This is a genomic window from Aeromonas sp. 2692-1 (genome assembly GCF_013085505.1).
Taxonomy (GTDB): domain Bacteria; phylum Pseudomonadota; class Gammaproteobacteria; order Enterobacterales; family Aeromonadaceae; genus Aeromonas; species Aeromonas hydrophila.
The window spans coordinates 1630702-1644883 of sequence record NZ_CP038513.1; the positions used below are offsets into that span (position 1 = coordinate 1630702).

12 protein-coding genes are annotated in these 14182 nt (G+C 64.1%); 8 read left to right on the forward strand and 4 right to left on the reverse strand.

The features are described from left to right. Positions 1-43 precede the first annotated feature (43 nt). Positions 44-1042 (forward strand): Preprotein translocase subunit SecY, encoded by a 999-nt coding sequence (locus E5E97_RS08045; protein WP_171280125.1) that lies wholly within the window; start codon positions 44-46, stop codon positions 1040-1042. Positions 1043-1091: 49 nt separating this feature from the next. Here the strand turns inward: E5E97_RS08045 and E5E97_RS08050 are convergent, their stop codons facing one another. Next, positions 1092-1259 carry a hypothetical protein gene (locus E5E97_RS08050; protein WP_005308905.1) on the reverse strand — a complete coding sequence of 56 codons (168 nt, stop codon included), beginning with the start codon at positions 1257-1259 and terminating at the stop codon, positions 1092-1094. 56 nt (positions 1260-1315) lie between these two features. On the opposite strand from E5E97_RS08050, the gene E5E97_RS08055 reads away from it, so the two are divergent. From E5E97_RS08055 to E5E97_RS08075, 5 genes are all read left to right on the forward strand, one after another. After that, a complete protein-coding gene (locus E5E97_RS08055) occupies positions 1316-2290 on the forward strand; it encodes an NADP-dependent oxidoreductase (protein WP_171280126.1) in 975 nt (324 codons plus the stop codon). Then, on the forward strand, positions 2287-2724 hold the full coding sequence (locus E5E97_RS08060; RefSeq protein ID WP_171280127.1) for a YqaA family protein: 438 nt from the start codon (positions 2287-2289) through the stop codon (positions 2722-2724). Before E5E97_RS08055 ends, E5E97_RS08060 begins: the two co-directional genes overlap by 4 nt. 19 nt (positions 2725-2743) lie before the next feature. Further along, positions 2744-5557: a pitrilysin family protein gene (locus E5E97_RS08065; RefSeq protein WP_171280128.1), complete on the forward strand. Its 2814-nt coding sequence runs from the start codon at positions 2744-2746 to the stop codon at positions 5555-5557. Positions 5558-5617: 60 nt separating this feature from the next. Further along, entirely contained in the window at positions 5618-7216 is a 1599-nt protein-coding gene (gene gshA, locus E5E97_RS08070; RefSeq protein WP_171280129.1) for a glutamate--cysteine ligase, read from the forward strand. Between the two features lie 254 nt (positions 7217-7470). Then, the gene (locus E5E97_RS08075; protein ID WP_103827799.1) at positions 7471-8685 is read left to right on the forward strand and encodes an aldose 1-epimerase family protein; all 1215 of its coding nucleotides are present in this window, start codon (positions 7471-7473) and stop codon (positions 8683-8685) included. A gap of 82 nt (positions 8686-8767) precedes the next feature. Here the strand turns inward: E5E97_RS08075 and E5E97_RS08080 are convergent, their stop codons facing one another. After that, the gene (locus E5E97_RS08080) at positions 8768-10558 is read right to left on the reverse strand and encodes a long-chain fatty acid--CoA ligase (protein WP_171280130.1); all 1791 of its coding nucleotides are present in this window, start codon (positions 10556-10558) and stop codon (positions 8768-8770) included. 186 nt (positions 10559-10744) lie between these two features. Here E5E97_RS08080 and E5E97_RS08085 point away from each other — a divergent pair, with 186 nt between their 5' ends. Then, the gene (locus E5E97_RS08085) at positions 10745-11290 is read left to right on the forward strand and encodes a hypothetical protein (RefSeq protein WP_171280131.1); all 546 of its coding nucleotides are present in this window, start codon (positions 10745-10747) and stop codon (positions 11288-11290) included. A gap of 37 nt (positions 11291-11327) precedes the next feature. Here the strand turns inward: E5E97_RS08085 and rimI are convergent, their stop codons facing one another. Further along, positions 11328-11777: a ribosomal protein S18-alanine N-acetyltransferase gene (gene rimI / locus E5E97_RS08090; RefSeq protein WP_171280132.1), complete on the reverse strand. Its 450-nt coding sequence runs from the start codon at positions 11775-11777 to the stop codon at positions 11328-11330. Positions 11778-11827: 50 nt separating this feature from the next. Then, entirely contained in the window at positions 11828-12307 is a 480-nt protein-coding gene (locus E5E97_RS08095; protein WP_171280133.1) for a DNA polymerase III subunit psi, read from the reverse strand. A gap of 238 nt (positions 12308-12545) precedes the next feature. Here E5E97_RS08095 and E5E97_RS08100 point away from each other — a divergent pair, with 238 nt between their 5' ends. Beyond that, positions 12546-14153, forward strand: coding sequence for an ATPase RavA domain-containing protein (locus E5E97_RS08100; RefSeq protein ID WP_171280134.1), 1608 nt, complete (start codon positions 12546-12548; stop codon positions 14151-14153). Positions 14154-14182 lie beyond the last annotated feature (29 nt).

The following is a 14182-nucleotide window of genomic DNA, read 5'->3' on the forward strand; positions in this document are numbered from 1 at the left end:
TAATCGGCAGCCAACTTTTCCTGCATATCGCACCCCCTTCATCATGACTACACAGGCTTCTACCGTGCTGCGCTACCCCAAGGGGTGGTTCGCCTTGACCACGGTGTACAGTTTTACCGGGCTGGCCATTCTGGCCTCCATCGTCTTCTCCCTGCTGCTGTTTCTCTCCATCGACGAGAATCCCCTGATGAAGTGGCTGTTTGGCGGCCTGGCCATCATCTTCGAGCTGGGCAAGTTCTACGTCTGGTACGAGTACGGCGAGTGCAAGGCGCGGCGGGAGCTGAGCGGGGCCTTCTGGTCGCTGCTGTTCTACAGCGTGCTGGCCGCCATCTCCATCGGTGGCAGCATCGGCGGCATCAACAGCGCCACCAACACCATCCTCAACCAGCAGGCGCGCCATGAGCGGGAGATCGCCCGCTTCGACGAGCAGATCGCCAGCATAGAGCGGCAGATCCAGCTCAACGAGGAGGCGGCCCGCAAGTACATCGAGATGGCGCGCATCTCCAGCGGCGTCAGCGGGTTGCAGCAGGCCAACACCAAGCTCAGGCTGCGTCAGGATGAGCTGCGCCAGGAGCGCGATGCCAAGCCCATCAACGAGCAATCCTCCATGCTGGGGCTGATGAGCAGCCTGGCGGACGGGGTGGGGATGAGCATCAGCCAGGTGCAGTTTCTGCTGGTCTGCTTCCTCTCCGTGCTGCTCGACGTGTTTGGCGCCTTCTTCGTCAGCCTGATCGGCGAAGAGAACCGCTTTCGTCGCAGCTGGCTGTGGCAGCAGGCCAGGGAGCAGACCCTGGCCCGCCAGGCTGAGGTGGCGGCCATGGTGCCCGCCGTGATGGCCAGACCGGAGCCCGAGCCGGAGGTGGTGGCTCAGGTGCGCAGCGCGCTGGAGAGCGGTGAGCTCAAGTGCAGCAAGCGGCGAGTCGCAGAGGCGCTGTCGCTGTCGCTGGAGGAGGTGGATCGGGTGTTCCAGCATCTGCTGGCCCAGGGGGTGCTGGGGCAGGGCAGCAACCGCCACTACCATCTCAGCTCGCTGGGGAGTTGATCATCAGGCCACCGCAGGGTGGCCTTTTTATTGCCGCGCGGGGGCTGTGCTAGTGGGTCAGCACCATCATCAGGCTGAGGAAGGCGGCAAGCCCGCCACCGATGCCGATGATCCAGTAAAAGCCCTTGGCCCCCTGTTTGAGCGGGATGCGGAAGTAGAGCAGAAACGCCCACCACCCGAGGGCCAGCAACAGAGGAATAAGAAACATTCGAGCCATGGTGTCCTCGCTGTTATTCTGTTGACCCTTGATCAATCAACAGGATGGATTGTGCAATGACGCAGCTACAGATTACCGCATTCGGCGACCCCTCGGTACTTCGGCTCAACCCTTCCCTGGACAAGGTGCCAGCCGACGGCGAAGTGCGGGTGCGCATCTGCTTTGCGGGGGTCAACCCCATCGATGCCAAGACCCGGGCAGGCCTCGGCTGGGCGGCGGCCCAGAACAAGGACAAGCTGCCCTGGACGCCGGGCTATGACGTGGCCGGGGTGGTGGAGAAGATAGGCCCCGGCGTCACCGCGCTGGCCGAGGGGGATCGAGTGTGCGGCATGGTGGGCTTTCCCCTCGCGGCCGGCGGCTACGGCGAGTCCGTGGTGGCGCGCGAGGAGGAGCTGGTCAGGCTGGAGGATATTGGCCTTAGACAGGGGGCGGCGCTGCCGCTGGCGGGCCTCACCGCCTGGCAGGGGCTGTTTGAACACGGCGCCCTCAAGGCGGGGCAACGGGTGCTGATCCTGGCCGGTGCCGGCGGTGTCGGCCACCTGGCGGTGCAGCTTGCCAGCGCCTATGGCGCTGAGGTAGTGGCGACGGCGAGTCGCGACAACCACAGCTTCCTGCACGGGCTGGGGGCCAGTCGGATGGTGGATTACCATGACGCAGACTGGGTCGCCCAGGTGGTGGCCGGCGGTCAGGTCGAACTGGTGCTGGATCTGGTGGGTGGCGAGAGCGGCAAAGCGGCGCTTGCCTGCGTCAAGCCCGGTGGCCGGCTGGTGACTGTGCCCACCATCAGCGCCCAGCAGATCAAGGATGCCGCGGCCGGCAGCGCCATCGAGGTGCTCGGCATGCTGGTACACCCTGACCGCCAGCAGCTGAGCCAGATGCTGACCCTGCTGCGTCAGGGCGAGGTTCAGGTCACGGTCGCCGGGGAGTATGCCTTGGCCGAGGGGGCGCTGGCCCATCAGGCCATCGAGCAGGGCCACGTGCGTGGCAAGCTGTTGCTGCGCATGCCCGCCGCGGACGGTCTGGCTGGATGAATGGCATCACCGAGCTGGGGCTCGGCTGGCTGTTTCTGAGCGCCTTTACCTCCGCCACCCTGCTGCCCGGCAGCTCGGAAGTGCTGCTGGGGGCCATGGCGACCAAGGGGGAATGGAGCATGGCCAGCCTGCTGCTGTGGGCGACGCTGGGCAATACCCTCGGCTCCATGACCACCTGGTGGCTCGGCTGGCTCGCCACCTTCAAGAAAAAACCGGAAGATTTTCAAGGCCGTGGGGAACAAAAAGCCCTCGGCTGGCTCAAACAACATGGCCACTGGTGTCTGCTGCTGGCCTGGACGCCGGTGATCGGCGATGGTCTCTGTCTGCTGGCCGGCTGGCTGCGTCTCTCCTTCTGGCGCTCTCTCATTCTCATCGGGCTCGGCAAATTGTTGCGTTATGCCCTGGTCTTTATGCTGGCCAGGCAGATCTTCTAGCTTCACTCACGAGGTAACCGTGAACAAACTCATTCCATTAAGCATGCTTCTGGGCTTCTCCCTGCCCGTGCTGGCGGCACCCACCCTGGTGTCGGAACAGGTCAAGGAAGAGGGCAAGCTCGGCATTCCCTACCAGATGTACAAGCTGGACAACGGCCTGACCGTCATTCTGGCGCCCGACAAATCCGATCCCCTGGTGCACCTGGACGTCACCTACCACGTGGGCTCGGCCCGCGAGCAGGTGGGCAAGTCCGGTTTCGCCCACTTCTTCGAGCACATGATGTTCCAGGGCTCCAAGCATGTGGGGGATCAGGAGCACATGCGGATCATCAACGAAGCTGGCGGTGACATGAACGGCACCACCAACAAGGATCGCACCAACTACTACGAGACCGTGCCGGCCAACCAGCTGGAGAAGGTGCTGTGGCTGGAGGCCGACCGCATGGGCTTTTTGCTCGATGCAGTGAGCCAGAAGAAGTTCGAGATCCAGCGCGCCACCGTCAAGAACGAGCGGGCCCAGCGCATCGACAACCAGCCTTACGGCCTGGTGAGCGAGAAGGTGGGCGAGGCGCTCTACCCGCGCACCCACCCCTACTCCTGGCAGCCCATCGGCTATGTGGAGGATCTGGACCGGGTCGACGTCAACGACCTCAAGCAGTTCTTCCTGCGCTGGTACGGTCCCAACAACGCCACCCTGACCCTGGGCGGCGACTTCGACACCAAGCAGGCGCTGGCCTGGATTGAGCAGTATTTCGGCTCCATCCCGCGCGGCCCGGACGTGGCCGAGCCGACCCCTGCGCCTGTCACCCTGCCCGAGACCCGTTATGTGACGCTTGAGGACAAGGTGCATCTGCCGCTGCTCTACATCAGCTACCCGACCGTGTCGCTCGGCGATCCGCAGGAGCCGGCGCTCGACATGTTTGCCGATGTGCTGGGCGGCAGCGCCAGCTCCATGCTCTACCAGTCGCTGGTCAAGAGCGGCAAGGCGATTGATGCGGGCGCCTCCCACTACTGCGAGGAGCTGGCCTGTACTCTGACCGTCTACGCCTATCCCAACCCGGCGGTGGACGGCAGCCTGAAGGCCCTCAAGAGCGAGGTGGACAAGGTGATCGGCGAGTTCGCCGGTCGCGGCCTCAAGCCGGAGGATCTGGAGAAGGCGATCAACAGCTATCGCGCCTCGGCCATCTGGGGTCTGGACAGCGTCTCCGGCAAGGTGAGCCAGCTCGCCATGGGTCAGGTGTTCGCCCAGGATCCCAACTATGTGTTCAAGAGCCTGGATGCCATCGGCAAGGTGACCCCGGAGCAGGTCAAGACCGCCTACGACAAGTTCATCCTGAACAAGCCGGCGGTGGTACTGAGCGTGGTGCCCAAGGGCAAGAGCGACTGGCAGGCCGCCAAACCCAACTTCACCCCGGCCAAACGCGAGCTGCCGGACTATGCCAAGCATGATCAGGTGCTGGCCGAGCGACCGGTGAAAGACGACTTTGATCGCAGCGTGCAGCCCAAGGCGGCCGATGCGGTGAGCGTCAAGGTGCCGGCCATCTGGCACGGCAAGCTCGACAAGGGGATCGAGATCATCGGCACCCAGAGCGACGAAATTCCCGCCGTCTCCATCATGGTCGCCCTGCCGGGCGGCATGCGGGCCGAGGGCAAGGGCGAGCTGGGGCTGGCCAGCCTCACCGCCAGCATGATGGGGCAGGGCTCGGTGCGCCTGACCGAGGCCCAGCTCAGCGACGAGCTGCAAAAGCTCGGCTCCAGCGTCAGCGTCTCCAGCGCCCAGTACAACAATCTGGTCACCATCAGCAGCCTGACCGACAAGCTGCCGCAGACCCTGGCGCTGGTACGCGAGGTTTTCGAGCGGCCCGGCATGCGCGAAGCCGACTTCGAGCGGGTCAAGGCGCAGATGCTGCAAGGGATGAAGCAGAGCGAGCAGCAGCCGGAGTGGCTGGCCGGTCAGGCATTCCGCGAGCTGGTCTACGGCAAGCAGAACCGCCTCGGTCAGCCGGGTGACGGCGTGCTGGCCGATGTCGAGAAGCTGACCCTGGCGGACGTGAAGCGCTTCTACCAGAACTACTACAACCCGACCAACGCCAAGGTGGTGGTGGTGGGTGACGTGACCCAGGCCCAGGTGGAGGATCAACTTGCCTTCCTGACCCAGTGGAAGGGGGCCGAGCCCTCTCTGGGCAGCCTCAAGCCGGCGGGCGAGCAGGCCAAGCCGGGCATCTATCTGGTGGACAAGCCGGGGGCGCCCCAGTCGGTGATCCGCATCGGCCGCCGCGCCATGCCGTTCGATACCACGGGTGACTACTTCACCGCCGGGTTGATGAACTTCAACCTGGGCGGCAACTTCAATAGCCGCATCAACCTCAACCTGCGCGAAGACAAGGGCTACACCTATGGTGCCAGCTCGGGCTTCTCCGCCAACCGGGAGGCGGGTACCTTCGCCACCGGTGCCAACGTGCGGGCCGATGCGACCGTGGATGCCATCCGCCAGTTCCTCAAGGAGATGGACAACTACCGCAAGAACGGGCCGACTCCGGTGGAGCTCGCCTACATGCGCAGCGCCGTCTCCCAGCAGGATGCGCTCTCCTACGAAACTCTGGGCCAGAAGGCGGGCTTCCTGCTGCAGATGATCATGTACGACCTGAAGCCGGACTATGTGCAGGCCCAGAACAACCTGATCAAGACGGTGTCGGCCGAGACGCTCAAGGCCAGTGCGGCACGCTGGCTTGACCCGGCCGAGATGGTGATTGTGGTGGTGGGGGACAAGCAAAAGCTTGAAAAACCCTTGAAGGAGCTTCATCTTCCCATCTATCCGCTGCAGCTGCCCTGAGGGCGCTACATAATAAAGAGCGCCGCCCCCCTGTGGGGCGGCCACACATGAGCTGTGAATATGACTACGACAAGCTTGTCACTCACCGAGTTGTTGACCGCCCTGGGTTCGCCGGAACGGCTGACCGCCCTCAAGGGGATCCGGCGCGGGATCGAACGTGAATGTCTGCGCATCACCCCGGAAGGAACCCTGGCCCAGACCGATCACCCCCGCAGTCTGGGCTCGGCGCTGACCCATGCCAACATCACCACCGACTACTCGGAGAGCCTGCTGGAGTTCATCACGCCGGCCACCGACTCCATCGACAGCCTGATGGAACAGCTTGGCGACATCCACCGTCACACCATCCACCATCTCGGAGATGAACGGATCTGGCCGCTCTCCATGCCCTGCTTCGTCGGCGACGAGGAGAACATCCGGCTGGCTCAGTACGGCAGCTCCAACATCGGCCGGATGAAGACCCTCTACCGGCAGGGGCTGAAGAACCGCTACGGCAGCCTGATGCAGGTGATCGCCGGGGTGCACTTCAACTTCTCCATGCCGGACAGCTTCTGGTGCGAGTGGCAGGAACTGGTGTGTGAGGGGTGCTGCAGCCAGCGCTTCATCTCCGACAAGTACATGGGGCTGATCCGCAACGTCTACCGCTTCGGCTGGCTGGTGCCCTATCTGTTCGGTGCCTCGCCGGCCATCTGCGACTCCTTCCTCAAAGGGCGCAAGAGCAATCTGCCGTTCCAGAAGACCGGCAAGGGCACCCTCTACCTGCCCTATGCCACCGCCCTGCGGCTGTCGGATCTGGGCTACACCAACAGCGCCCAGGCGGGGCTCAAGATCAGCCACGATAGCCTGCCGGCCTATGTCAGCAGCCTGCGTCGCGCCATCAACACCCATGATCCCGACTTCGCCAAGATCGGCGTCAAGGTGAACGGCGAGTACCGTCAGCTCAACGACAACGTGCTGCAGCTGGAGAACGAGCTGTACGCTCCGATCCGGCCCAAGCGCACCCCGCGCAGCGGCGAGAAGCCGTCGGATGCGCTGGAGCAGCGCGGCATCGAATACATCGAGCTGCGCACCGTGGACGTGAACCCCTTCACCCCGTACGGCATCGAGGTGGATCAGATCCGCTTCTTCGACCTGTTCCTGGTCTGGTGCCTGCTGCGCCCGTCCCCGGTGCTGGGCGACGAGGAGATTGCCCGCAATCGCCGCAACCAGACCAAGGTGGTGCTGGAGGGGCGTCGTCCCGGCCTCGAGCTGGAAGACGAGCAGGGTCATGCCATCGGCCTGAGGGAGTACGGCCTCAAGCTGTTCGACGAGCTGGCCGAGGTCGCCGCGCTGCTGGACCGCTGCTGCGGTCGCAATCGCTACCGCGAGACCCTGGCGATGCACCGCGAGAAGCTGCTCAACCCCGAGCTCACCTACTCCGCCCGCCTGCTCAAGCAGTTGCTGGAGAGCGGCCAGGACAACGGCTGCTTCGGCGACGAGCTGGCCAGCCGCTATCGGGAAGAGATGCTGGCCGGTGAGCTGCAGTACTGGGATGAAGCCTACTTTGCCGGCGAGGCACGCGACTCGCTGGCCAAGCAGCGGGAACGCGAGCGCAGCGACAGCCTGTCGTTCGACGACTTCCTGGCCGACTACTTCGGGACCAGCAAGACCCCGGCCTGACGGGAGCCACTTCTGCTGCAAGCCGCTCTTCGGAGCGGCTTTTTTATTCGCGCTCTCCAGTGGGCGGTCGGCCGTCACGGGCCCGAAAATAACTGTGAGTCAGCCTTCACTTCAGCAGCGCGATGGGCGGTTTTATTGTCAATCGGCTCACATTTTTCTCTTTTGCAGCTTGAGTCTGATGGACTTGCCACCTAATTTCTCGATCACTGAAACGATTCAGCTTTCACAAAAAGAAGAGACACGAGGATAAATCCATGTTGAAGAGACTTTCCATTGCCGTACTGTTCGCGCTGGGTGCCAGCTCGGGCCAGGCTGCCGAATTCCTGCTGACCGACTCCCAGCAGGGGCTGGATGTGGGGGACTGGAAGATCACCAGCGACAAGCTGGGGATCAAGAGTCCGGCACCGTTCAGCATCGAGAAGAAACGGCTGCATGGCGGGCGTCAGGAGGGGGTGGACCTGCTGATTGTCGACAACGGGGTGATGAAGATAACCCTGATACCGACCCGCGGCATGGGGATCAAGGAGGTCAGAGCCGCCGATCTGCGCCTCGGCTGGGATTCGCCGGTCAAGGAGGTGGTCAATCCGGCCTTCATCGATCTGGAGAGCCGCGCCGGGCTCGGCTGGCTCGATGGCTTCAACGAGATGCTGGTGCGCTGTGGCTACGAGTGGACCGGTCACCCGGGAGTAGATGACGACGGCCGCCTCAAGAGTCTGCATGGCCGGGTGCAGAACATTCCGGCCTCCGTGGTCAGCGTGACCATAGACGAGGAGCCACCCTATGCCATTCACGTGCTGGGCCGGGTGGACGAGCGCACCTTCAAGATGAGCGAGCTGGTCACCTGGACCCAGCTCAGCGTCGTGCCCGGTCAGGCGGAGTTTGCCCTGCAGGACAAGCTGACCAACCACGCCGACTACGAGAACGAGTACCAGATCATCTACCACGGCAACTTCGGGGCCCCCATCCTGGAGGAGGGCGCGCGCGTCAGCACCCCGGTGAAGCAGATCTCCCCGTTCAACGACTACGCCAAGGGGGGGCTGAAGAGCTGGCAAACCTATCTGGGGCCGACCAAGGGCTTCGACGAGATGGTGTTCAACCTGGTGCCCTACAGCGACGCCGAGGGCAACACCCTGGCTGTGCTGAACAACCGGGCAGGCAGCGCCGGGGTGGCGGTGGGTTACAACACCAGGCAGTTGCCGGTACTGACCCTGTGGAAGAACACCGACACCCGGGCTCAGGGTTATGTGACCGGCATCGAACCCGGCACCAGCTATGCCTATAGCACCAAGTACCAGCGTCCGCTGGGACTGGTCCCCAAAATCCAGCCGGGGGAGACCAAGACCTTCGATCTGACCTACCGCCTGCTGCAGAACGCCGACGAAGTGAAGCAGGCGCTGGCCAGCGTGGAACAGATCCAGGCTGGTCGTCCTACCGAACTGCGCGAGCAACCCTTGGTCAAGCTGCCGTAAGCAACGGACAAACAGCAAAAAGCCGCTCTTGAAGCGGCTTTTTTATTTCCCTGAACCCGAGCGGTATCAGACGTGGTTGTACTCAGACATGGCTGTACATCGCCTCGATTTCGCTCTGGTACTTGGACTCGATGATCTTGCGGCGCAGCTTCATGGTGGGGGTGAGTTCCCCCAGCTCCATGGAGAAGGCGCTCGGCAGCAGGGTGAACTTCTTCACCTGCTCGAACTTGGCCAGCTCTTTTTGCAGATCCTGGATGCGAGCCTCGAAGAACTCCACCACCTTGGAGTGGCGCAGCAGCTCGGTCTTGCACTGGTACTGCAGGTTGATGGAGCGGGCGTACTCTTCCAGCGATTCGAAGCAGGGCACGATCAGTGCCGACACGAAGTGGCGGGCATCGGCGACGATGGCGATCTGCTCGATGAAGCGATCCTTGCCGATGGTGCCTTCCACCAGTTGCGGGGCCACGTACTTGCCGTTGGAGGTCTTCATCAGCTCCTTGAGGCGCTCGGTGAAGTAGATGTTGCCTTCGCTGTCGAGTTCGCCGGCATCGCCGGTACGCAGGAAACCATCCTCGGTCATCACCTCGGCGGTCGCTTCCGGCTTGTTGTAGTAGCCGCGCATCACGGTCGGGGAGCGCACCAGCAGTTCGTTGTTCTCACCCAGTTTCACCTCGATGCCGCAGAGCGCCGTGCCGATGGAGCCCAGCTTGAACTGGCTGTCTTCGTAGCAGCAGACGGTGGCGGTGGTCTCGGTCATGCCGTAGCCGTACTTGAGGTTGAGCCCCATGGCCTGGAAGAAGAAGTTCACCTCGTCGGCGAGGCGGGCGCCGGCCACCGGCAGGAAGCGGGTGCGGCCGCCAAAGCGGGCGCGCAGCTTGCGAAACACCAGCCGCTCGGCGAGCCAGAGCTGGCCGTAGAGCAGGGGGGAAGCGGTTTTGCCCGCCTGACGGGTGGCGACCATCTGCTTGCCCACTTTGGTGGCCCAGCCGAACAGAGCCTGACGCAGGCGCGGCGCCTGGGCCACTTTGGCCTGGATCATGGCGTAGGCCTTCTCGTAGAGGCGCGGCACGGCGCACATCACGGTCGGTTGCACGTCGCCAATCACATCCATCACCTTCTGCGGATCGCGGATGTAGACGTTCTCGGCGCCGCAATAGAGCACGTAGTAGCTCCAGGCGCGCTCGAACACGTGGCTGAGCGGCAGCATGCAGAGCGACACATCCTGCTCGTTCAGATCGAGACGGCTGTTGTGCATCTCGAAGCAGGCGGCGATGTTGGCGAAATCGAGCATGACCCCCTTGGGTTCACCCGTGGTGCCGGAGGTGTAGATCAGGGTCAGCAGGTCGTCCATCCGGTACTGGCTCTCGCGCTCGCGCAGCACCTGCTCGCTGGGCTGGTGATTGCCGGAGACCAGAAACGTCTGGAAGTGGCTTGCCTGCGGGCAGCCGCGCAGGTTGACGCTGCCGTCGAGGGCGACCAGCTGGCGGATCTCGCCGCTTTCAACGAGCTGCAGCGCCTGGTCGAACTGAGGCTGTTCGCCGACGAACAGCACCTTGATGCCGGCATCTTTGACGATGTAGCGCAGCTGATCGAGCGTGCTGGTGGGGTAGATGGGAACGCTGACGCCGCGGGCGGCCAGGATGCCGAGATCGGCCTGGGTCCACTCCGGCATGTTGCGGGCATAGATGCCGACCATCTCGGTGGGCTGGTGGCCAGCGCGGATCAGCGCCTGGGCACAGTAGTCCATGGCCTGTCCCAGAGTACGCCAGCCGATGGCACGCCACTGGCCATCCTGTTGTACGCGCAGGGCGGCCTTGTTGCCAAGCCGGGCGATACGCTCCCGCATCAGTCGAACCAGGTGGTGTTTCGGCATCAGTCAGACATCCTCAAGTAACAGTTGTACGCCCTAAGGGGCACTGAAAAATCGCGCTGGAGTTTAAACTCTAAGATTACAGCTTACAAGTGTTCGCCATTTGTCTTGGATCACAAAGTCGTCAATTAGGGTGAGCTTGAGGCATGATGGGGGCTGACATGCGGAGCCATTCAGGGAGGGTGAACAATGAGTGTCGGCATCAAGGGGGTGGTGACCGGGGTATTGCTGTTATTGGCGGGAGCCGGTGGCCTCTGGTTTACGCTGGGAGGCACGGGGAGCGAGGAGGACAACCCCTGGCTGAGCGGCGCCGAGGGCTATGCGCAGGCGCAGCAGCTGGCTCTGCACAAGGGTTATCCGCTGCTCTACGTGATCGAGCGCGCCAAATGCCGGCGTTGCAAGCTGCTGGATACCAGCCTGTGGCAGTCAGCGGAGATGGCGCCGGTGCTGGCCCGGCTGGTCAAGGTGCGCCTCAACCCGGATGCGGGGGATGGCAGCGAGCACATATTGCGCCGCTTCCCGCAGGTGGCGACCCCGCCCGGCATCTATGTGCAGCAGCCGGGTGAGCCGCTCAAGCCCATCAAGATAGTGGTGGATATCCAGCAGATCTGGATGCCCGGGGTGACCTGGCAGCGCGGCTTCTTCATGCCGCTCTCCGCCGCCGGGTTCGAGGCGGTGCTGCACACCACTCAGAGCCTGCAGGATCCGGCCCTCGACAACGCGCCGTTGCTGTAGTGCTGCAGATGTAGTGCCGCAGATGCAGCGCGGCGGCCTAGCCGAAGTCGAACAGGCGGGACATCAGCACGGCATCTTCCCGATCCTGGCCGATGCCGTAGTAGTCGGCGCGCCGGCAGTACTCGGCAAACCCCTCGCTCTCGTAGAGGCTGATGGCGGTGCTGTTGCCGGCCCGCACCTCGAGGAACCAGGCCTCGGCCTTGTTGGCCTTGCTGCGGGTGAGGTACTCCCTGAGCAGCACCCGCCCCAGCCCCTTGCCCTGAAAGTCGGGGTGCACGCAGATGTTCATCAGCGAGCTGTCGCCCGCCACCAGATCCGAGATGTAGAAACCAGCAGGCTGGCCGTCGACCAGCAGCAGGCCGTTGAGGTAGCGCGGCCCGAAGCAGGAGAGCAGGTTGGCCTGGCTCCAGGGCTCCTTGTGGGCAGCCTGTTCGATGGGGTAGATGAGCTCGAAGTCGGTTTCGAGCAGGGGACGAAATTGCACCATGGTGGCTCCGGGTCGGGGCGGCTGAACGAAGAGAGGGTGGGGCCCGGCACTCAGCCGAGGCGCCCCTTGAGCTGCTGCCACAGCGCCCGTTTCTGGGCGGGGGTGGGCGCGAGCGGACAGATCAGAGCCTCTGGCCAGGCGGGATCGGCCGCCTCCAGCCAGAGCAGGGGCGGGGTGTGGCCAACGGGCAGGCTGCTCAGCAGGCTGACCTCGTCGCTGCCGATGCCGAGCAGCTGGCAGAGATCCGCCAGCAGGCCGGGGGCGGGCAGCCGGCTCGCCAGGATCCAGAGCTTGCCGCTTGGCGGCTCGCTCGGCACGGCCGAGGCGGGGGGAGCCTCCTGCTCGCTTGCCGGGATCTCATTGGCCGGCGCGGGCGCAACCTGATGGCCCGCCAGCAGGGCCGGCCGGCGCAGTTGCCAGCTCGGGATGCCCATCCTGGCCAGCAGGTGTTGCCGCAGGCGACCGGATGCCTGGTCAGGTTGCGCGGAGGTGGGCTCCCGCGCCGTGGTCAGCTGCACTGGATCTTGCATGGACGATGACTCAGTCTTGATCTGCATTGATGAAAAAAGCTCTGCGCAGGGTACACTCGAACGCGTTTTGCTGCATCTTTTGCGGTATGTTTTAGCCAGGTGAGGCAGCCCGGCGCTCGGCAACCGGCCGGAGCGAGCCACAGGCTGCCTCCCGACAATCCAACAAGCAGAACAGGGAACCTTCGATCGCGTCGCGGGTGTGCCGGTTCCAGACAACCCCAGTATCGGAAGTGTGCCTATGCCACCTTTAGCATCACAGAATCTTCGTCTCGCCCCCATTCACGAGCGCCTGCCACGCCTGCTGTCGGCCCTCGGCGAGGGGCTTTACGAGCGCCAGGATGCCCTGCGGCTCGGCCTGCTGGCGGCCCTGTGCGGCGAGAGCGTGTTTCTGCTGGGCCCGCCTGGCATCGCCAAGAGCCTGATCGCGCGGCGCCTCAAGCTGGCCTTCTTCGATGCCCGCCACTTCGAATACCTGATGACCCGTTTCAGCACGCCGGAGGAGGTGTTCGGCCCCCTCTCCATTCAGGCGCTGAAGGAGGATGGCAAGTATCTGCGACTCACCGCCGGCTACCTGCCGGAGGCCGAGGTGGTGTTCCTCGACGAGATCTGGAAGGCAGGCCCCGCCATCCTCAACACCCTGCTCACCGCCATCAACGAGCGGCAGTTTCGCAACGGCGACAGCCAGCATCCCATCCCCATGCGGCTGCTGGTGACCGCCTCCAACGAGCTGCCGGCCCCCGACAGCGGGCTGGAGGCACTCTACGACCGCATGCTGGTGCGGATCTGGATGGACCGGGTGCAGGAGAAGGCCAACTTCCAGGCCATGCTGGCCAGCGACGGCCAATCCCACCAGAATCTGCCGCCCTCGGTGCAGATCCACGGCGAGGAGTACCTGGAGTGGCAGGAGCAGATCGACCGGATCCGTTTGCCGGACGACTGCTTCGAGCTCATCTATCAGCTGCGCCAGCAGCTCGACAGCCAGCTGGCCCACAGCTGCTACGTGTCGGATCGGCGCTGGAAAAAGGCCGTCAGGCTCATCAAGGCGAGCGCCTTTTTCAATGGCCGCGACGAGGTAGCCCCGCTCGATCTGCTGCTGTTCAAGGATTGCCTCTGGCATGACGAGGCCTCGCGCACTGCCCTGCTGGAGATGATGACCGAGTTCTCCCGCCTCTACGGCTATCAGCAGCTGGCCATGACCCGTCAGCTGATGGGGCTGCGGGAGCAGTTCAAGCAGCTCAAACAGAGCGTGGCCCAGCGCCTGTGCTGCAAGGCCAGAAAGCGCCAGCAGTGGTTCGGGCGCCGCGCCCGCGGCATCCAGATCCCGCTGGCCAACGCCCGCCCGTTCGGCAAACTGGCGCACTTCCACCTGCTCACCCCGGCGGCGCTGGATGGCGACGATCCGGAGCGGCTGGTGGAGACGCTGGTGTTCGACCGCACCCTGCTCTCCCACTGGCACCCCACCGGCGAGGCGCTGGTGGGCTGGCCGCTCGGCAACCCCAAGGAGGGCCACTACGAGCTGGTGCTGGACGACGAACTGCGCCTGCACGTGCTGGACTTGCAGCGCCAGCAGATCCCTCTGGTGCTGGTAGAGCGCAACCCCATCCCCGAGGTGGTGATCGCCCCCTGGCAGGCCGCCCTGACCGGGCTGCTGGCAGAAGCTGGCGTGCTGGCGCAGGAGCTCAAGCGCCAGCGCAACCTGTTCGAGCGCCATCAGCAGCACCTCTTCATCGGTCGCCACTGGCTGCGGCAGGTGGAGGACAGCTTCTTCGTGCTGAACCGGGATCTGGACCAGCTGCGCGCCGACCTCAGCCACTGGCACGACCGGCTGCCGCAGCTGGACGCCTGAGCCATGGCGAGCGCGAGAGGGGCGGTGGT